The organism is Cylindrospermum stagnale PCC 7417 (assembly GCF_000317535.1).
Classification (GTDB): Bacteria; Cyanobacteriota; Cyanobacteriia; order Cyanobacteriales; family Nostocaceae; genus Cylindrospermum; species Cylindrospermum stagnale.
In genome coordinates this window covers 4,740,572-4,761,286 of the sequence record NC_019757.1, presented here as the reverse complement: position 1 = coordinate 4,761,286, position 20,715 = coordinate 4,740,572, and the positions used below count along the sequence as shown (strand labels likewise).

General features: G+C 39.7%; 14 protein-coding genes. 11 read left to right on the top strand and 3 right to left on the bottom strand.

The genetic code is table 11. The features are described from left to right. Positions 1-54: 54 nt before the first annotated feature. Together CYLST_RS19945 and infC are read right to left on the bottom strand one after the other, a co-directional pair. Complete coding sequence (locus CYLST_RS19945; RefSeq protein ID WP_015209543.1) at positions 55-3,060, bottom strand: hypothetical protein; 3,006 nt, start codon at positions 3,058-3,060, stop codon at positions 55-57. A gap of 206 nt (positions 3,061-3,266) precedes the next feature. Continuing rightward, entirely contained in the window at positions 3,267-3,800 is a 534-nt protein-coding gene (gene infC, locus CYLST_RS19940; protein ID WP_015209542.1) for a translation initiation factor IF-3, read from the bottom strand. A 596-nt stretch (positions 3,801-4,396) separates the two neighbouring features. Between infC and CYLST_RS19935 the strand changes: the two genes are divergently transcribed. Further along, on the top strand, positions 4,397-5,341 hold the full coding sequence (locus CYLST_RS19935) for an alpha/beta fold hydrolase (protein ID WP_015209541.1): 945 nt from the start codon (positions 4,397-4,399) through the stop codon (positions 5,339-5,341). 22 nt (positions 5,342-5,363) lie between these two features. Here CYLST_RS19935 and CYLST_RS19930 read toward each other — a convergent pair whose 3' ends face one another. Further along, positions 5,364-5,726: a BON domain-containing protein gene (locus CYLST_RS19930; RefSeq protein ID WP_015209540.1), complete on the bottom strand. Its 363-nt coding sequence runs from the start codon at positions 5,724-5,726 to the stop codon at positions 5,364-5,366. Between the two features lie 270 nt (positions 5,727-5,996). Between CYLST_RS19930 and ilvN the strand changes: the two genes are divergently transcribed. The 10 genes from ilvN (at position 5,997) to CYLST_RS19880 (ending at position 20,681) form a co-directional block, all read left to right on the top strand. After that, positions 5,997-6,515: an acetolactate synthase small subunit gene (gene ilvN, locus CYLST_RS19925; protein ID WP_015209539.1), complete on the top strand. Its 519-nt coding sequence runs from the start codon at positions 5,997-5,999 to the stop codon at positions 6,513-6,515. A 1,088-nt stretch (positions 6,516-7,603) separates the two neighbouring features. Next, complete coding sequence (locus CYLST_RS19920; protein ID WP_015209538.1) at positions 7,604-9,577, top strand: polysaccharide biosynthesis protein; 1,974 nt, start codon at positions 7,604-7,606, stop codon at positions 9,575-9,577. Between the two features lie 145 nt (positions 9,578-9,722). Further along, entirely contained in the window at positions 9,723-11,099 is a 1,377-nt protein-coding gene (gene murJ / locus CYLST_RS19915) for a murein biosynthesis integral membrane protein MurJ (RefSeq protein ID WP_015209537.1), read from the top strand. A 19-nt stretch (positions 11,100-11,118) separates the two neighbouring features. Then, the gene (locus CYLST_RS19910) at positions 11,119-12,240 is read left to right on the top strand and encodes a glycosyltransferase family 4 protein (protein ID WP_015209536.1); all 1,122 of its coding nucleotides are present in this window, start codon (positions 11,119-11,121) and stop codon (positions 12,238-12,240) included. Between the two features lie 314 nt (positions 12,241-12,554). Continuing rightward, positions 12,555-13,796 (top strand): O-antigen ligase family protein, encoded by a 1,242-nt coding sequence (locus CYLST_RS19905; protein WP_015209535.1) that lies wholly within the window; start codon positions 12,555-12,557, stop codon positions 13,794-13,796. A 200-nt stretch (positions 13,797-13,996) separates the two neighbouring features. Next, positions 13,997-15,094 carry a glycosyltransferase gene (locus tag CYLST_RS19900; RefSeq protein WP_015209534.1) on the top strand — a complete coding sequence of 366 codons (1,098 nt, stop codon included), beginning with the start codon at positions 13,997-13,999 and terminating at the stop codon, positions 15,092-15,094. Positions 15,095-15,245: 151 nt separating this feature from the next. Then, the gene (locus CYLST_RS19895) at positions 15,246-16,508 is read left to right on the top strand and encodes a glycosyltransferase (protein ID WP_015209533.1); all 1,263 of its coding nucleotides are present in this window, start codon (positions 15,246-15,248) and stop codon (positions 16,506-16,508) included. Between the two features lie 48 nt (positions 16,509-16,556). Continuing rightward, entirely contained in the window at positions 16,557-17,753 is a 1,197-nt protein-coding gene (locus tag CYLST_RS19890; protein WP_015209532.1) for a glycosyltransferase family 4 protein, read from the top strand. Positions 17,754-18,130: 377 nt separating this feature from the next. Next, positions 18,131-19,087, top strand: a complete 957-nt coding sequence (locus tag CYLST_RS19885) for an NAD-dependent epimerase/dehydratase family protein (protein ID WP_015209531.1) — start codon at positions 18,131-18,133, stop codon at positions 19,085-19,087. After that, on the top strand, positions 19,074-20,681 hold the full coding sequence (locus CYLST_RS19880; RefSeq protein WP_015209530.1) for a DUF4091 domain-containing protein: 1,608 nt from the start codon (positions 19,074-19,076) through the stop codon (positions 20,679-20,681). Before CYLST_RS19885 ends, CYLST_RS19880 begins: the two co-directional genes overlap by 14 nt. The last annotated feature ends 34 nt before the right edge of the window (positions 20,682-20,715 follow it).

Sequence of the window (20,715 nt, the reverse complement as noted above, 5' to 3'; positions counted from 1 at the left end):
AGCCCCTAATGTGTACTTTGGCTTTGACGTCAATACTCTGAGGTTTTGAGATAATTACTGTTGGTTGAGGTGGTATTTTTGCATCAATTCCTTAACTTGAGCCGCTACAAGTGGATGAGGATCTTGTTGCAAGTGAGGAAGAAGCTCACGAAAGACGCGATGTGAAACTACACTGAGATAGGAGATGGCTGCTTCCCGGACAAAGCCTGTAGGATGACGCAGTGTGACCACAATTTCGCTAGCTGTCAATCGGATGCGCGCAACTTGTGCAAAATGAAAACAGCAAGCCAAGCACCAGTCAGAAAGCAAATCACCTAGCATGATCAATCTGCGGAGGCGATCGCTAACTAACATATTTTCATATTTGACAATTCCAGCTTCTACAAGATATTGGAGTTTTTCTTGTTGCGATCGCCGATCTAAAATATTCAGCAACAGAGACTTGCAAGACAAGTACACAGTATGGTCTAAAATCTCTAACCCCCGCGCTAAACTGACCACTGACTGAGACCGGAGATTAAAAGCCGCCGCCTGCATTTTTTCTGGTGGGTAAAGCAGCTTTAATAGCAGCAGTAACCGCTCCTTGACATCGATTTCCAACTCTAGGAGTGAGCGTCGCATTAATTCACTAACAATCGTTACCCGCTCATTTGCTTGACTGGGTTTCAGAGAATCTGCTGTTTGGAAGTCTATATAGGCGGAGTAAATCTCACCTAAAGCTCTTAATTCTTGCTCAATTAAAGCTTCTACTCTATTTTCATAAAACCGATCCACAAAACTGGTGATTCCGGGTTGTTGGTTAATTTTTAGTAAGCTACGGAGGATATAATCCCTATTGGTGCCCCTAGATATTTCCAAGTTTTGCCATAAAGTCTCCATTGCTTCGGAAGTGCCGATTTGGGCAATGGTACGCCAAGCGTACATCCGCACTACTTCCGGTTTGTAAATATCCGTAGCTAGTTCCAACAGCATTTTCAGCGCTTCATTCTCCAGTCGCACTAGGGCACGCATGGCTGTAGTGCGGGTTGACTTGTAGTAGAGTGCTGCTAGTAGTGCGGAATAGTACTCTTCCAAATGAGTGGCGGCGATCATTTCCAATACAGCACAGCGCACTCGTAAGGACACATCCTGTAACAAATTCGGAATGTGAATTCGCAGCGCCTGTAAATAAACGGCTTCTCTGAGTGCTTTGACTCCATTCATCCGTTCCCGTTCTTGTTTATGAGTCAGCATCCGGCGCATGGTTTTGGTAGCTGCTACCTTTTGCATTGGCGTTCCCTGACGTAACAACAAAGCGGCAGCGGTGGCGCGGATGAGTGAGTTTTGTCGGGGGTGGAGGTATTCTTCTAGTACGCTTAAATTGGGATTTGGATCTGCTAGCCAAACGTAGCGGAGAGCCAAGGCAAAAACTTCGGGGTCAATAGTTATTGAAGGCTGATCTAACAAATAACGAACTTGCGGCACATAAGCGAGATTTGCCCCTCCTAAGAGCATTACTTCTAAACTTTGGCGCTGCAAATCTGGGGTTAACTTAATTAGCAGGGGTGCTAAAACTTCCGCCGCACCTGGGAGATCAATTTGGGCTAAAAGTTCCAGACAAGAGCGTTTATCTGCCTCGCTGCCTTTTTCCCCTAAAGCTTTGACTACCCCCTGTTTGAAGACACGCAATCCCACATTGGCCGCACTCAGTTCTCCCCGTTCTGCACTCAAGACTAATAGGTCTACGTAGCGCGATCGCAATTCCCAAGCTACTTTTAAACAAATGCCAGCGACAATGGTTGTTTCGCCGATCAATACCCATCTTTGTAGTGATGTGGGTACAAATCGCGCGCTGAAAAACAAAGTGACAATAATCAGTATTCCTGTCAACCCGGTGGCGATCGCTTCGGCAGTACCACCAGATAATGTCTGCATCCGGCTGCGAATTCGCTCTGGGATTGGCTGGTAGAGCACAGGCCCGCTACTAATAATAAAGGTGTAGCGGAGAAGTTCATCGCAGAACTTGAGACTGATCAAACCCCAGAAAAACCCTTGGGATTGGGTGGCTGGTAATAAAGTCAGCAAGGCGATCGCACAGGGGAGTAGCAACCCGACAGTGATTGGTAAAAGTGCAGCCGTAAAAAACACCCCGATTCGTTCGATCAGTCGGCTGGAAACAAACCACTGTGTCACTAACTCACACAGTCCGACAATCCCACCAAATAGACCCAAGAAGCTAGCGAGTTCTTGGTTGGTCAACGTAGACTCGAGTTCTCGCAGATACTGAAAGTCGATTAACGACCCAATCACCTGCAACAAAGCCACAAAAGCAAATAACTGCCAGGCATAGCGCTTGAGAGGAGTTTTCAGGCGACGATGTCTAGAGGCTTGTTCTTCGGGAATTGTCCGTTGCGGGGTATCGGGAAAAGCTTCTCGATAGTGATAACTTAAATAAAATAAAATTCCTGCCCCGAACATAATCACAATACAGGCGATCAGGATCACCTGATTTAGCTTGGCGAATTGCAACAGCCAAGGCAGACTAAAGCCACTGATCACGTCAGCCACTAACAGACCACTACTAACCAGTGGGTAAGTGCGCTTAATCTCCCGAATATTAAATAGTTGATTGGCAATGATCGAGGTGTTGAGGTCATTGACCACGTAAAACGCATCTACCCACAGCCTGAGCAGAAATACGATAATCACTGCTAGGTAGTTAGCGTGTATTTTCCAATGCAATAAGACTAATAAAAATAAGGGCGTCACCATACAAGGTGCGATCGCCACAATCACCCAACGCAAGGGGAAAACCTTTTGCAACCAAGAATATATTACTACTAGTCCAGTACCAATTGCTGCACTAGCAATATAAATCCAAGGCAGTGTGCCAGCCCCATGTTCGTCCAAAAACAGCGCTACTGTACTGTCCTCAGCCCACCGTAATCCTACAGATACAGTGGTGTAGAAGGCAAACATCATCCAAGTTCGTTCGCCCTCCTCTGGTCGCAGATTCACCCACTGAAGCAATCGTGCCAGAGCGCCTTTATTTGCAGTTAACCAGTGATTTTTCAATTCCATGCAGTTTTAGTTTCTGGTGTAATCACAGCGCCACAGGCACGTAAAAAGCATAACAGTTATTCATAAGGCAAAAGTCCTGAGTATCTGAGTATTATGTTTCCCACTCAGCGCTCAGGACTATCGGTTTTAGATAAATTTCCACGACCTTGGAGTCAATGGTCTATTTTGAGGTTGAGTTATTCTACGTCTGTAGAACACTCAAAGGATTACTTTTTGGGTGAGAGGAGCATCATCATGTTGCGTCCTTCTTTTTTCGGCGCTTGCTGCACTTCACCAAATGGCTCCAAATCAGTTGCCATCCGCTTGAGCAAATCTTCTGCTAAATCACTGTGTTGAATTTCTCGACCCCGGAACATCACAGTAGCTTTGACTTTATCGCCATCTTTCAGAAAGCGCTCTGCTTGCTTAACACGCACGTTATAGTCGTGTTCTTCTATCTTGTAGCGCATCTTCACTTCCTTTACGTCAGCCGTGTGCTGCTTCTTCCGGGCTTCCCGCGCCTTTTTTTCCTGCTCAAACTTGTATTTCCCATAGTCCATGATCCGGCAAACCGGTGGGTCAGCTTTGTCACTGAGTAGCACCAGATCTAGTTCTTTTTCTTCTGCTAGTTGTAGTGCTTCCTGCGGCGGCATAATTCCCAGTTGGGCGCCATCAGTGTCAATAACCCGAATTTTCGGGAAGCGAATCCGTTCATTAATTTGGGGCAGATCGCGAGTTCGTTTTTTCTCAATCACAGGCATTATGATTTGTGGGAGCTCTTAGTTAAGGATTTGGCTTGGTCTTGATTGGTATGCCTCAGAGGCAAAATATTCAAATAACTCATATGTGAGCAATGAGTCTCTAGTTCTAGGTTAGCTAATCCATACATTAGTTGCGTCGTTATTTTTGTCATTTTACTCACTCTGAGAGAATTTCTCTGCAATAGTTAATCTAAATTACACAACTTCGAGCAATGTTAACTATTGTGACAATTTTTTGTCAATACATTGACGGTTAAAGATGGCAGCATATCCCCAGAATAGCCAGAGTACATATACAGAGCCGTATTATGTAATTATACTTAAAATAAGTATAATATATTTACACAAAACCTATAAATAGATTTACGGTTAAAAACTGCGGTAGCTGTATTTTACAGGCAGACAATAGCCACAACTTCACCAACATTAGCACTAAAAATTTGCAATTAGGCACTTATTATTGGAATTAGTAGGGCTTCTAGTTTCTGGCAAAAACATCTATAGAGAAAATGACGTCGATAGTCTTGAATAAAACAGTGAACTGGGAAATTCTCATATTTAAGCGCATTGATTAAGTTTTATGGAGCATCTTAAGTGTGACCACCGCAATACATTGGCAGCAACGGGTTGGTAATCAAAGGGACTGGGTTTGGCGGGGTTGGCAAACCCGCTACACCTACATTCGTCCTGGACAAAATCAGCAAAAAAACACCCCCATAATTCTGCTACATGGGTTTGGCGCTTCCATTGGTCATTGGCGACATAATTTAGAGGTTTTGGGCGAACACCACACAGTCTACGCCCTGGATATGCTGGGTTTTGGCGCTTCGGAAAAAGCCCCAGTTAATTACAGCATCGGACTCTGGGTAGAGCAGGTTTACGACTTTTGGAAGGCATTCATCCGCCAACCAGTGGTATTGGTAGGCAATTCCAATGGTTCGCTGATTTCCTTAGCCGCTGCCGCCGCTCATCCCGACATGGTGCAAGGCATCGTGATGATGAGTTTGCCTGATCCTGCACTGGAACAAGAGGCGATCCCCGTTGTCCTCCAACCCATTGTTAGGGCTATTAAAAATATTGTCGCTTCGAGGCTGATACTAAAACCTGTGTTTCACTTAGTGCGCCGGCCTGGTGTGCTGCGTCGCTGGGCTAGTTTGGCCTACGCTAACCCAGAGGCGATCACCGATGAACTCATAGACATTTTAGCTGGGCCTCCCCAAGACCGGGGTTCTGCCCGTGCTTTTGCTGCCCTCTTCAAAGCTACAATTGGCATCAACTTCAGTCCCAGTGTCAAGTTAGTTTTACCAAACTTAACAATTCCTATGCTCTTAATTTGGGGGCAAAAAGACCGATTTGTACCCCCTGTATTGGCTAGCCAGTTTGCTTTGTGCAACGAGAAATTAGAACTGCTCAATCTAGAAGATGTGGGACACTGTCCTCATGATGAGTCGCCAGAACAGGTCAACCAGGCGATTTTGGCTTGGCTTGAGAGAACAGTAGGCGATCGCGATTCGCGCCGTTTATTAAGCAATCGCCAGTAGTTTACGTTAAAAGTGACAGCACCTAGCCAATTGAGACTTGGGTAGAGTCAACGTCTGTAGTGCCATTTACTGACCGGGCGACAGAAGTCATCTTGTTGAGAATAGCCTGACTAGGAACTTTGCCTTTTAAGACTACAGTGCTTCCAGTCTGAGCAACCCAGAGGGTATTAACATCATCAAGTTGGGGATCTTGATCAAAGGCCAATGCCACTCGTTTTGCCAACCCACTCTGGTCATACTCTCCATTCAATCCAAGACGCTCTGGGGGAATTGCTTGCGTTGCAGTCGCGGTGGCAGTAGGAGCTTGTGGCACCGGCTGTGGCGTCGGATTTACTTGGGCATTTTCCGGTTTTTCCAATCCAAAAAGTCTTTGTAACCAACCCATAATAAAGTTTCTCCGAATAAAGGTTCTTGAGACGGAAGTATAAAAGCTTGGTAAAAAAGTAGCATCTACCGCTATAAAGATATGTACCAAGCAAGAGTCCTACTAGCGGTATAATCTCTACACAACTTCTATCTTAAGATGTAATGAGTGCCTCTATTGAGTTTAAAATAGGAGTTTAGACCTACAATTTTAAATTTAGTGTGGTAGTACGTCTAGCGTAGCCCTAAATTCTGGTCTGCGTTAAATGCTCCCTAGCCTGTGTCGGCGAAGATGAAACATACACTTTCAGTGCTCGTAGAAGATGAAGCGGGGGTTCTATCCCGCATTTCTAGTTTATTTGCCCGTCGCGGCTTTAATATTGAAAGCCTTGCTGTTGGCCCAGCTGAACAGGGAGGAGTTTCCCGAATTACAATGGTTGTACCTGGAGACGATCGCGTAATCGAGCAACTCACCAAGCAACTATACAAACTCGTTAACGTCCTCAAAGTACAAGACATTACCGAAATTCCTTGCGTAGAGAGAGAATTGATGCTTTTGAAGGTGAATGCTACCAGCAGCAATCGCTCAGAAGTGATCGAACTGTCTCAAATTTTCCGGGCGCGAGTCGTAGACGTGGCGGAAGATTCTCTGACTCTAGAAGTTGTCGGCGATCCAGGGAAGATGGTGGCGATCGTGCAAGTGTTGCAAAAATTTGGACTCAGGGAAATCGCCCGCACTGGCAAAATTGCTCTCACTCGTGAATCGGGTGTGAATACTGAGTTGCTCAAGTCTTTGGAAGCAAAGGTTTAGTCGGGCATTAAAAAAGCTGGTCTTTATATATGGGCTGGATACGTCCTGTCAAAGGAAGCAGCCTCGTGGAAGCAAGAACCCCCTGATTTCTAATCGGGGGTAAATAAAATTTTGGAAATATAAAATATTGAGTATAAATATAAGGGTTTTAAAATTAATAGTGAGTGATTAAATTATAAAAATTTTTCTTAGGAAGAGATGTGAGCCAAGACAGTACCTTCCCTAAGGCACAGTAAGGGTAGAATGCGTCAGGGGACGCACCCAAAAACCACTGAAAAAGCCTGGAACGAGGGGCAATTTGTACAGTGCGTCAGTCCTAAATTCCACAAGCAAAGGAGGCAGTAGATATGGTAACTATTTTTACTATGTCTGCTGTTTATGTCTTTTTCGGAAATGCTACTTACTGAATTTAGCAATCGAGTTTTCTTAATCTTGTAATTAAGTTGGTAGAAACTGCTAGTGACTCAGCTCAATACTTCCTTGTATTGTATTTATCAAGTGAGGAGTTGAGCAGCCTAATGGAACTTGGTAAGCAGCTATGTACAAATTCGTCTTAACCGTAGACATCACAAGAGCTTGAAATTGGTGAGCCACCTTTTCTTGATTTAAATGGGTTAGAGGCAACTTTAAGCATATTGGTGTATCTTCTTTTTGAATCGTGTTATTCTCCGTCTAAACGCCGATTATTGCACATATTGTCCAATCCTGCTTGTAGCTGTTTTACCCACTGTCAATACGATGCAGATCAGGTTGGTAATTAACATTATTCACAACAAGATAACGTAATAATCAACCTTTTAAGATTCCAGAAATTGAGAGTTTTGGTTCACCAAACCGTATTTGACCACTGTAGTCTATTCATCGGAAAACCGCTGTGCTATTTGGTTAAGTTTCAGTAAAGTCTAAGGTCAATTAAACAAAATGCTTGCCGCCTGTTGAAATTCCCAGTATGTGATCATTTAATAGGGCAATTCAACCGTGCCAAAACCTTTTTTTGATGAAATTGATGATATTGAATATTGTCTGAAATTGAATTTTTCTACGCAATTGAGATAATTCTGTAGCTTGCCCTGGAGGTCTTTGCAGGTATGAATTCCTTATCTTTTATTTCTCAAGGAATCGTTCAAAAATCGATTAACAGTATACTGAGTAAATTGCTGAAGATGAGAAACAGGCATTTGTTTCTTTTTGATATCATTGTTTTTTTTATCACTCCATTATTAGCTCTACTTTTGCATTTAGATGGAAATCTCTATCTACATGCAGATATATCAGAACTAGCGATCGCCACAATTTTGTTTTTAGTAGTCAAACTAATTGTATTTGGGAGTTGTGGATTTTATCGGCGTTACTGGCGTTATGCCAGTATTGAGGAACTGACATATATAGCCATATTGATGGTGAGTGCGGTATTCATCCAAATAATGCTATTTGAAGCTATTCATTACATACCAAACTTTTCTGTTAATACTCTGCCACAATCACTACCATTGATTGATGGGTTTCTGTCATGTATTTTCATTGGGGGGCTGCGTTTTAGTTTTCGGGTTGTAGAAAGAGTCATTCAACAAAAAGCAGTATTTAGTCCACGGGAGCGGGTGCTGATTATTGGTGCTGGTAGTGCGGGAGTTTCTCTTGTGCAAGATATGCAAAGAAATCCCCAACTAGGTTTTCATGCTGTTGCTTTTATTGACGACGATCCTCAAAAATTAAACGCACACATTCGGGGAATTCCTGTAGTAGGAGATCGCTACCAAATTCCTGATATTGTGAAATCTTTCCAAATCCATAAAGTTATCATTGCCATGCCTATGGTTGCCGGAAAAATAATTCGAGAAACTGTAGATATTTGCAAAGTAACTGGAACACAGACTAGTACCTTACCAGGAATACATGAAATCCTCAATAATCCTGTGCGAGTAGATAGCATTCGAGATGTAAGAATTGAGGATTTACTCCGACGTGAACCTGTACAGACTAATATTGAGCGAGTTTTCCAATTTCTCCTAGGCAAGAAAGTACTAATTACAGGTTCAGGCGGATCAATTGGGAGTGAACTTTGCCGGCAAATTTTTCAATGTAGTCCCGCTGAAATTATCCTGATAGGACATGGAGAAAATTCTGTATTCAATATCCAACAAGAATTAGAACAACTTGCCCACGTATTGAAAACTGATAATAAAGGACAACGAAATACTCCCCGTATTTCTACATTCATTGCTGATATTCGCTTTCAGTCCCGATTAGAACACGCTTTTGAGCAATTTCAACCAGATGTTATTTTCCACGCAGCAGCTCACAAGCACGTCCCTTTAATGGAATTAAATCCAGCAGAAGCAATCACTAACAATGTGATAGGAACAAAAAATTTAATAGACCTAGCTCTGCAATATAATGTTAAACATTTTGTGATGATTTCCACAGACAAGGCTGTTAATCCCACCAATGTTATGGGTGCTAGTAAGAGAGTTGCAGAAATGTTGGTGTTACAAGCCGCCAAACAAAGTGGAAATCATTACGTCGCTGTGCGTTTTGGCAATGTTTTAGGCAGTCGAGGTAGTGTGGTTCCCACTTTCAAAAAACAAATTGCATCTGGTGGACCTGTCACAGTTACCCATCCCAATATCACCCGTTATTTTATGACTATCCCGGAAGCAGTTCAACTTGTTTTACAAGCTGCGGTAATTGGTCATGGTGGTGAAGTATTAATGATGAATATGGGTGAACCTGTGAAAATTGTGGACTTAGCAAAAGAACTCATTCATCTTTCGGGCTATGAAGTAAACAAAGACATTGACATTGTATTTACAGGGTTAAGACCTGGAGAAAAGTTATTTGAAGAATTGTTTATCGAAGGAGAGGAATACGAACAAACCCAACATAAAAAACTGTTCATTGTCAAAAATGCCAGTCGGATTATTCCTGAAAATTTAGCTATTAATGTAGAAGTCTTATGTAAAGCGGCAACAAAAAATGATGTTAATACTATCCTATTTTTGATGGAACAATTAGTGATAGGATATAGCCCTAAATACTTACAAAATAATATGGCAGTAAAATAAATAGTTGGCATGCCATTTATTTGAAAGAGGTTAAAACATAAAAATGTTAACATTGGAAGGATTTCACATAATCACCATTTCATATTTTTTGAAGCTTTACAAGCTAGCAATTAACTAAAATCACCAGCCAGCTATAAAGAAAAAAATGCTATTACAAAAAATTAGTAAAATATGGAAATATTTAACTCAAGGCTCCGTCAATCGCCAAATATTGGGTGCATCTATCATAGTTGGTTCATTAACATTATTTGTCAAAAGTGCTGGTGTTATTAAAGAATTAATCGTTGCCTGGAAGTTTGGAACTGGCGATAACATTGATGCATTTTTAATTGCCTTGCTGGTTCCTTCTTTTATTATTAATGTAGTAGCCGGCTCTTTTCATGCGATCCTCATACCCAAGTATATTCAGGTACAAGAGCAAGAAGGGAAAAAAGCAAGTCAAAGGCTTTTTTCTGGAGTGACAATTTGGGCATTGGGACTACTGGTCATTACCACCATACTCATGCTGGTTACCGCGCCATTTTATCTACCGCTAATTGCTACAGGCTTCGATCAGCAAAAATTAGAACTGACGTTTCATCTGTTATATGTGATCGCGCCTATTATTTCGCTCAATGGAATTACCGTCATCTTTAGTGCTGTCTTGAATGCAGGAGAGCATTTTGCACTAGCAGCTATCACCCCAATGGTGACATCAGGAATTACCATCATATTCCTCTTAGGGTTTGAGTCTTATGGAAGTTCTACCTTAGTTGCAGGATTAATCTGTGGTGCAGTAGTAGAAATCGCAGTTTTAGCAGCAGGACTAAAACACCAAGGAATTTCTATACGTCCAAAATGGTATGGTTTTAATCCTCACCTGCTTCAGGTTATCAGCCAGTATATGCCCACAGTTGCCGGGTCTTTTTTGATGTGTAGCGCTGGTCTAGTGGATAAATCGATGGCAGCAATGTTATCCCCTGGAAGTGTAGCAGCACTAAGCTACAGTGATAGGCTTGTTACTTTACCGATATTTTTAATTACTACAGCATTGAATACTGTAGTGGTTCCCTATTTCTCCAAAATGGTAACTAATAATGATTGGGCCGGTATACGTCATACACTTAAACATTATCTGCAATTAATATTTTTAGTGACTGTGCCACTAACAGGAGTCTTGATTACGTTTTCTGAACCAATTACCCGACTTCTATTACAAAGAGGTTCTTTTACAGCTAGTGATACTCAAATAGTTGCTCAAATTCAAAATCTTTACGCGTTGCAAATTCCTTTTTATGTTTCCGCAGTTTTTATAGTTAAATTAATTATTTCTCTGCAAAAAAATCACATTTTAATGTGGGGTTCTGGATTAAATTTAATAGTCAATATTACTGCAAATTTATTTTTTATGCATTTTCTAGGTATTAAAGGAATTGCGTTGTCCACTAGTTGTGTATACTTGACATCATTTTGTTTTTTATTATTCTTTGCTTTCAAGTATTTGAAACAAATTGAACTGAATCAAGAAAGTAAATCTGTCTAACCTATCTTAAATTACAGTCATGAAAATAACATTAGTAATTTCACATTTTGGACATGGCGGTGCAGAACGAGTTTTAGTTTTGCTCGCCAAAGCATTTGGAGACCAAGGACATGAAGTTAAAGTGGTGACGCTATCGACAACAGAAACTGATTTTTACAGCTTACCAAAGGGTACCTATAGATTAGCTTTAGGAATGATGAGAACCTCTCCAAACCTGCTTAATGCTTTAGGAAATAATTTCTACAGATTGTTAAAATTGAGGCACGCCATTTGCTCTACAGACCCTGATATAGTTATCTCGTTTTTAACTGAAGCTAATGTTTTGACATTACTATCTCTAATTGCAACGAAGTATCCTATAATTGCCACTGAACATAACGATCCACGGTTTATTGCTTGTGGAAAAATTTGGGACTGGTTACGACGTTTTACCTATCCTTATGCAGCTAAAATTGTCAGCGTTAGCAGAGGAGTTAATGACGCATTTGACTGGTTAGCAATAAACAAAAAAACAGTAATATACAATCCATTTTTACGGGTAGAAGATCAAGAAATAATAACCGATTTACCTAAAGGTTTTGACATCAATAAAAAATGGGTTATTAGTATGGGTAGGCTAAGTGAACAAAAGGGTTTTGATATTTTGTTATCGGCATTTGCAAAAATTGCTGATCGGCATCCGACTTGGCAGTTGTTAATTTTAGGAAAAGGGAATATCCAGCAGCAAGAGAAACTGGAAAAAATGAAAGAAGATTTAGGTTTAACTAAGCAAGTAATTTTACCCGGAGCTATTAAAAATCCATTTCCTATCTTAAAGAAAGCCAAGCTATTTGTTATGGCTTCGCGCCGAGAGGGTTTTCCTATGGCTCATGGTGAAGCTATGGCTTGTGGTCTACCAGTTATTGCTACAGATTGTCATAGTGGTCCAAGGGAAATTATTCGTCACAATCTAGATGGTATCTTAGTACCCAATGAAGATATATCAGCATTAGCTACGGCAATGGATCATTTAATGTCTAATGAAAAAGAGCGGCAACGTTTAGCAATTCGTGCACCAGAAGTAACTGAAAGATTCAGTTTGGAAAATGTTATTTCAATGTGGGAAGCATTATTCAAAAAGGTATTAAGTAATAATAATTAAGGATCTATAGCAATCCTATTTGAGTTGTGTCCGCGTAGCGTGCCGGAGTCATTACAGCAGTATTTTTTTAACGTTTGCTCCGCGTTAGCGCAGATCCTCTGCAAGAGGCACACATCTAATTTAGTATCGCTATACCTATTATGGAATCGAATAATAAAGAAAACGGCATTATAGTTTATGTTCTTGATGAAGATTGCGTTTTAAGGTTTTAAATTTATAAATTCTTGATTTAAATGCCGGAGAAAACGGGGAATACTAGAACCATAATTAATTGCTAATTCTCAGTAATCAACAGGAAATATCTAAATTATTTTATGACAGTAAAAGTAAAATCATCGTCAAATAACAATTTACTTTTGTATTATCAGTGTCTTTTATCCGTGCTATTTGTGCTATTTTTCTACACAGAAGCGGATAATCATTTATTCGGTTTAGGAATTACACCTCGTCCTTATGAAATGGTAATAGCTTATGGGCTATTAGCCATACCATTACTTCCTGGCTTTATGTCTAAGAATATTAAGTATGTCCCTAAATCAACATTTCAATGGCTAGGGTTATATTCATTATTAACTATAATTTATTATTTATTTTCTAGTCATTATAATGAGGTTGTCCAACAGGAATTAAGTGATCGAATATTAGCAGTAATATTTTTATTGATAGCACTATTAATTTTTGCTGGAAAAAACTTGGTTCAATTATGTGTAAAATGGGCATTATTTTGTACTATATTCTGGAACATTTATACTTATGTTTATGAAGTATTAAATCCAGGGGTATGGCAGACTTTTATGACATTAAATCCATCCGGTCGTCCAGCAGGATTTTATGTAGACGCTAATAAAGCAGCCTGTGCATTAATTCCAAGCATGATTTTTTCAATTGATTTAGTACCACAAAAGTATAGATTACCATTTATTTTGATAGTAATTTTTGGTGTAATTATAACGTTTTCGCGAGGAGCAACTCTTTGTATCTTAATTTTAATTTTGCTGTTGATTTACAATAAAATGTTATCTAAAAAGGCAATTATTTATTTTATTACATTTGGATTAATCATGGCTATTAATAGTTATAATTTTGCATCTTTTGTTGAAAATCAAGCTTCAAATTCGGGTCTATTAAATAAGGATTTAGAAACAAGACTTTCCATTTTTTCTAATCCTAGCTCTGATGCTTCCGATGATACATCTCGTGTGGATATAATTGGTTTTGCTTGGGAAAAAATTATGGCAAAACCTTTGTTTGGAAATGGAATTGGTTATGTGCATGAGTGGGGAGAAATACTGCCACATAATATGTATTTATATTTTATGGTTGAACATGGAATTTTAGGAATAATGATTCTACCTTTATTAATTATATCAGTAACTAAAAATGCCTATGGAGAATCTAAAAAAATCAGCTTTATGTTTGGGGTTTTTATTTTAATATGGTCAATATTTAGCCACACAGTTCTTTTAGATCGTCAGAATTTAATGTTATTTGCTCTAACAGGTATCATGTCCAAATCTAGCTATTTAAATCATATTTGTCCAAGGAATAATATATGATAAAAAAGCCTTTTATCCTATATTGCCGACTTAAGAAATATCAACGTTTGTGCAGCGAATAAAATTATGTTACTTATGGATCTTCTGCTGAATAGTCGTAATTTTTAATGGCATTAATATGGCTATGTGGGAAGCAGTAATCGATGAAGTAATTACCGCAGGCTGATGATGAAAACATATAGGAATTAAGAGTTTAACCTATGAATAGACAACCTATCGCTTTTTTTATTCCCACTCTCGCTGGTGGTGGTGCAGAACGAGTAGTAATTAATTTACTCAAAGGTATGCTAGAACGAGATATCCCTTTGGATCTAGTTTTGGTGAGTGCAACAGGACTTTATTTAAGCCAAATGCCAAAGCAAGTACGTTTATTTGACCTGAAATCAGGACGAGTGCTAAAGGCTATATTGCCTTTGTCTCAATATTTGAGACAAAACAAACCACGAGGACTCATATCACACATATCTCATGCAAACGTAGTGGCATTGTTAGCAAGAGATTTAGCTCGCACGAATACTCCATTGATAGTAGTGGAACACAATAATTTATCAGCCTTTAAATCTAATTTAACAAGGGCTAAGTTCCTTCCACCGTTCATGAAATGGCTATATCCGCATGTAGAAGCTATTGTGGGAGTTTCTCAAGGTGTCGTAGATGACCTAGAAATTCTATTCGGTTTTGGAAAAGAAAAGGTCAGTTTGATCTACAATCCAGTTATCGATAACGAGTTAATTGCCAAAGCCAAAGCTCCTTTAGTTCATCCCTGGTTTCAAAAAGGATCTCCTCTTGTTTTTTTGGCTGTGGGACGATTGACAGAACAAAAGGATTTTTTAACTCTAATCAAAGCTTTTGCAATTTTAAGAAAACAGGTTGTAGCTCGTTTAGTAATTTTAGGGGAAGGAGAGTTAAGGACTGAATTAGAGGCAACAATCAATGCATTAGGTATCACTAAAGATGTTTCTCTCCCTGGTTTTGTAGAAAATCCCTATGCATATATGAGTAATGCTAGCGCTTTTGTACTATCATCCCGCTGGGAAGGTTTGCCAACTGTATTGATTGAAGCTATGGCTTGTGGTTGTCCTGTAATTGCTACAGATTGCCCTAGCGGTCCAAAAGAAATATTAGAAGATGGCAAGTATGGATCTTTGGTACCAATGGGGGATGCAGAGAGTCTGTCTAGAGCTATGTTACAAATACTGGAGACTTCGGTGAATCGGGATATTTTAGTACAACGGGCAATGCATTTTTCTCGTGAGGAATCAGTTTCTAAATATCTGGATCTGTTAGTTGATAGATGACTAAATTTTAGCTTAAAAATTGTGTCAATTTTTCAAAATAAGCCAGTTCAAAAACATTAATAAGTCAGGCGATAGATATTTTAGGCATACATATTTTTTACTATAAATATGAAATTTGAAATGCCATTTATGCCAGTTACTTTACAATAAAATGTTATCTAAAAAGGTAATCATTTATTTTGTGACAGATATACCAATACAACAGTTAAAAATGAACCAAAATAGCTTGACTACAGTGCGAAATTTATTGAATTTAAGTACCTATTGTTTAAATATGAAAAAAAAGATTGTCTTCCTCATTCGTGACCTAGAATATGGCGGTGCTCAAAGACAATTAGTGACGCTAGTAAAAGAGTTAGATAAAAAAAAGTTTGAAATAACACTTTTACACTTTTATGGTGGTGGTCCCTTAGTAAAGGATCTAAAAGATACTAGCATTAATGTTATTTCTTTAGAAAAACGAGGACGTTGGGATATACTCGGCTTTTTTTCACGTCTTATTCGGTCTTTGAAAGAGATAGAGCCTGATTTGCTGCATACATATATGGGAGAATCAAATCTAGTGGCTATATTTTTAAAGCCATTTTTACCATCAATTAGGATAATTTGGGGAATACGTATATCCCAATCTCCTGGAGATGCTTTTGATTGGCTGGGGAATATAATTGGGAAATTAGAGAACCTTTTATCCTATCTTGTTGACTTAATAATTATCAATTCTCATGCAGGTAAAGAAGATTATGTGAGTAGTGGATTTCCTGCTGAAAAGATGGTCGTAATTTCCAATGGCATTAATACCGAACGTTTTCAGCCTGACCGAGAAGCTGGTAGAAAAGTCAGAGCTAAATGGGGAATTTCAGAGCAAGAGATTTTGATTGGGTTGGTAGGGAGATTATACCCTCAAAAAGATCATCCCAACTTCCTCCAGACGGCAGCATTACTCTGCAAAGAGTACCAAAATGTGCGCTTTGTCTGTGTGGGTACTGGACCTGACAAGAGCTATATTCAACAACTGTATCAACTAACTGAAGAACTGGGTCTCTCAGAGAAAGTTATCTGGGCGGGAGCACATGAAGATATGTGTGCAGTATACAATGCTCTGGATCTTGCTGTGTCTGCTTCTGCTTTTGGGGAAGGCTTTGGGAATGTGATTGGTGAAGCAATGGCTTGTAGTGTAACTTGTGTGGTTACGAATGTAGGAGATTCTGCTTGGATTGTTGGTGATACAGGCATAGTTGTACCACCTCAAAATCCAGAGGCTTTAGCGGCAGGATGTAGACAGTTAATCGCTTTATCTCTTCCAGAAAAACTTGTTTTACAAGAAGAGGCAAGAAGAAAAATACTTGAGTATTTTAGTGTAAGAAATCTGGTGGAAACCACCCAATTATATTGCTTAAAAATATTGAGCATATAACATTAAATAATACGAATTAGGATTGAATAAGTTAATAGAGATATAGTCATGAACAAAAGATTCGTTATAGCTCATGTTATCACTGGACTCAGCAAAGCTGGGGCTGAAATGATGCTTTATAATCTCTTATCTAAAACTAATCGAGACATTTTTAACCCGCTTGTGATTTCGCTTATGGATCGTGATGTGTTGGGTGAACGAATAGAATCATTAGGTATTCCCGTCTATACAATTGGTATGAAACCAGGAGAATTTCCCACACCTGCGGTGGTTTGGCGATTGATTAAAACCATAAATCAGCATAAGCCTGATTTAATTCAAGGGTGGATGTATCATGCCAATATAGCAGCATGGATAGCGAATATTTTGTCCTTCCAGAAAGTTCCTGTTATTTGGAATATTCACCATTCAATTAATGGATTATCTTCTGAGAAAAGGATGAGTCAGGCTATTATTAAATTTGGTAGGGTCATTTCTAAATATACCAATCAAGTTGTTTATGTATCTCAAAATAGTAAAGCAGAACATGAATCTTTGGGATATTGCTCTGAAAATTCTTGTGTAATTCCCAATGGTTTCGATACTTCAATATTTAAACCTTCAGATGAAGCCAGATTAAGATTTCGCTTCGAGATTGGTCTACCTTCAGATGCTTTTTTGATTGGACTTATCTGCCGCTTCCATCCAATGAAAGACCATCATAATTTTCTGCAAGCGGCTAGATTGTTGCAAAAACACTATCCGGATATTCATTTTATTTTAGTTGGACAAAATGTTGATAATAATAATAAAGTTTTACAGCAATTGCTTCAAAAGCTAAAAATTTCTCATATTAACTTACTAGGAGAGCGTAGTGATATACCTATCATTACTGCTGCTTTAGACATTGCTTGTTCTTCTTCTGCCTATGGAGAAGCATTTCCTATGATTGCCGGAGAAGCAATGTCCTGTTGCGTACCTTGTGTGATGACAGATGTTGGTGATACTAGCTGGGCTGTTGGCAATACAGGTAAAATTGTGCCTCCACGGAATCCAGAGGCATTGGCTAATGCTTGGAAAGAGTTGATTATGATGGGTGAAGAGGAAAGAAAAGCTTTAGGGAAAGCAGCAAGAGCCAGAGTTATTGAATGTTTTTCTTTAGAGTCTGTGGTAGATAAATTTGAGAATTTGCATGAAAGTCTACTCAGCAAAAAATATAAGACAACTGGCGATTATAGACCTTTCACCAGAAGGACATCAGCTTAAAGGCATGTTTGCCTTTGCTCTGTGGGATTGTCAAGGGCGTGTGGGAGCATTTGAGGCGAGATTGCTAAGGATAAAAGCCTCTGTATTACGGCTGGATAGGTTAAAATTTTCTACTATTTACCTCGGAATCCCAAGTCATCAAAATTTTGGCAAGTAAATAAGCAACAACTAATCCAAATTCTCTGAATCGAGGTATTAGATTTTGATATTTAATCTCAGCAAATCTGTTTTTATTGATCCTTCAGATCAACTTAAAAACTAACAGCTTGAAAACTTTTAATGCCCTTGTGCTGAAGTGAAGAATTTTTATGAACTTTAGACTCTACTTTGCATAAGGGTGTGATAGATCCCAAAAAATTAACCAGGAATTATGGCTAATGGCTAAATATATCGTAACCGGAGCCGCAGGATTTATTGGTTCTCACTTGGTAGAAACTTTATTGAAACAAGGAGAAGAAGTAATCGGGGTTGATGAATTTAATGATTACTACGACCCTTTTTTGAAGCGCAAAAATATTGCATACTTGCACTCGTCACCCAACTTTAAATTAATTGAGGCAGATATTCGATTTCTAGACTGGCAGACATTGCTAAAAGATGTTGATGTGATTTATCATCAGGCGGCACAAGCAGGAGTAAGAGCAAGTTGGGGTCAAGGTTTCTGCGCCTATACTGAACGTAATATTAACGCTACGCAAGTTTTGTTGGAAGCAGCAAAGGATGCCAAACATCTAAAAAGGCTAGTCTTTGCCTCTACCTCTAGCGTCTATGGTGATGCCGAAACATTACCCACCTACGAACAGATATGTCCTAAACCGATTTCACCTTATGGCATTACCAAGCTAGCCGCTGAACGATTGTGTGGACTGTATTATAAAAACTTTGGTGTGCCGTTTGTGGCGTTACGCTATTTCACCGTTTATGGTCCCAGACAGCGACCAGATATGGCATTTCATAAATTTTTCAAATCTGTTTTGCAGGATGAGGCGATTCTCATTTACGGTGATGGACTGCAAACTCGGGACTTTACCTTTATTAAGGATGCTGTCGCGGCCAATTTAGCAGCCGCCACCGTTCCTGAAGCAGTGGGTGAAATCTTCAACATTGGCGGTGGTAGCAGAGTGGTGTTAACAGAAGTTTTAAACACAATGGAAGAAATTATTGGCAAACCCATCACAAGAAACCACATTGAAAAAGCGATGGGAGACGCACGTCACACCGCCGCTGATGTGTCTAAGGCGCAGAAAATATTGGGATATAAGCCACAAGTTTCTCTCAAGGAAGGTTTAACACAAGAATGGCAGTGGATAAAGTCTTTGTATGCAAGGATTTAAATTAACTTCACAAATTATCATCTGGACGGTGCTTGCCTTAGCAACTTTTTCATGCGCTTTGGGAGTAGCAAAACAATCCTCCTCAAATGGTCCAGCCATCTGGGTAGCCCAAAGTTTGGAAAGGATAGCACAAAGTCAGAATCCCGGTTCTTCTAGCAGCGTCAAACTTTACGCAGCCCGTGGAGAATATGAATCGTTTCAGATAGGAATAAAATCACTCCAAGGTGGTCTGACAAATGTAAATGTATCTGTCTCAGATTTGTCTGGATTAAACAATCAGGTAATTCCCAAATCAAATATTACCCTCTACAGAGAACATTACGTTCGTGTCGTTAATTCCAGCCCAAAAGAAAACAGAAGTTCCAACCCGCCGTTACAACCTGGATGGTATGCTGATGGGCTGATTCCATTTGTTAATCCCGAAACAAAAGCGGAGCTTTCCGGGGCTAAGTTAGACGCAGTGCCGTTTAAACTTGATGCTGGAAGTAACCAGCCAATTTGGGTAGATGTGTTTGTCCCCAACAATGCTAAACCAGGGTTATACAAAGGTACATTCACTGTTGGAAGCAACCAAGGCAATTTCACAGGTGAAATTTCTCTAAAGGTTTGGAATTTTGAATTACCGCTTAAACCGTCGTTAAAGTCTTCTTTTTTGGTCTGGGAAGCAAGAAGTAAAAGTACCTTTGTGGAGCTTCTCAAACACAAAATAATGCCAGTAGGAAATATCAATCCAGCGGATGAGCGCGAACTGATTGATAAATGGGGGTTAAGTTCGGTCAGGCTACCTTTTTGGAGTGGAGCAAACAACCGTACTTGTCGGATGAATCTAGCTCCTTCTGTTGAAGAAATCAAAGCCTCTGCTGCCAAACATCAATCAGACCTATTTCTGTATGTGTATTCAGTAGACGAAATAGATAATTGTCAGAATCTTAACCAAGCAATTAAACAATGGCTGCGTAATGTTAAACAGGCTGGAGTGGCAAATCTGGTTGTGATGACTCCAGTATCTGAACTTTATGATCATAATTTTTTTGCTGGCAGTCCTGGTGTAGATGTTTGGGTAGTATCGCCACCGATGTATTATCAGGCTGGCAGCAGCGTTTCCGATGTGCTGAAAAATAAAGGTAAAGTTTGGTTTTATACTGCCTTAGTACCAGATGATTATTCCCCTAAATGGCAGGTAGATTTTGAGCCAATCAACTTTAGGATTCCCCATGGTTTTATCAATCAAAGTCTGGGACTAACGGGGGCTTTATACTGGCGGGTTGATTTTTGGACAGATGACCCTTGGAACAATGTGGAAACTTTGTTTCAAGATGGTAATCATTACCCTGGAGAAGGAATGTTAGTCTACCCCGGTCAACAGGTAGGCATTGAAGGAGTCGTTCCATCCATGAGGTTGAAATGGCTAAGGGACGGAGTGGAAGACTATGAGTACATACAGATACTTAAAGAACTGGGACGCGGAGATTGGGCGCTGGAAGTAAGTAGAAAGGTTGGTCGTGACTGGAAGGATTGGACGCGAGATCCACAAGCGCTGGAATTAGCACGGCGGCAGATGGGAGAAGAGATAGAGAGAATTTCTACACAATGAATAGCCTGTTGATAATTACTACCCATCAAGACCA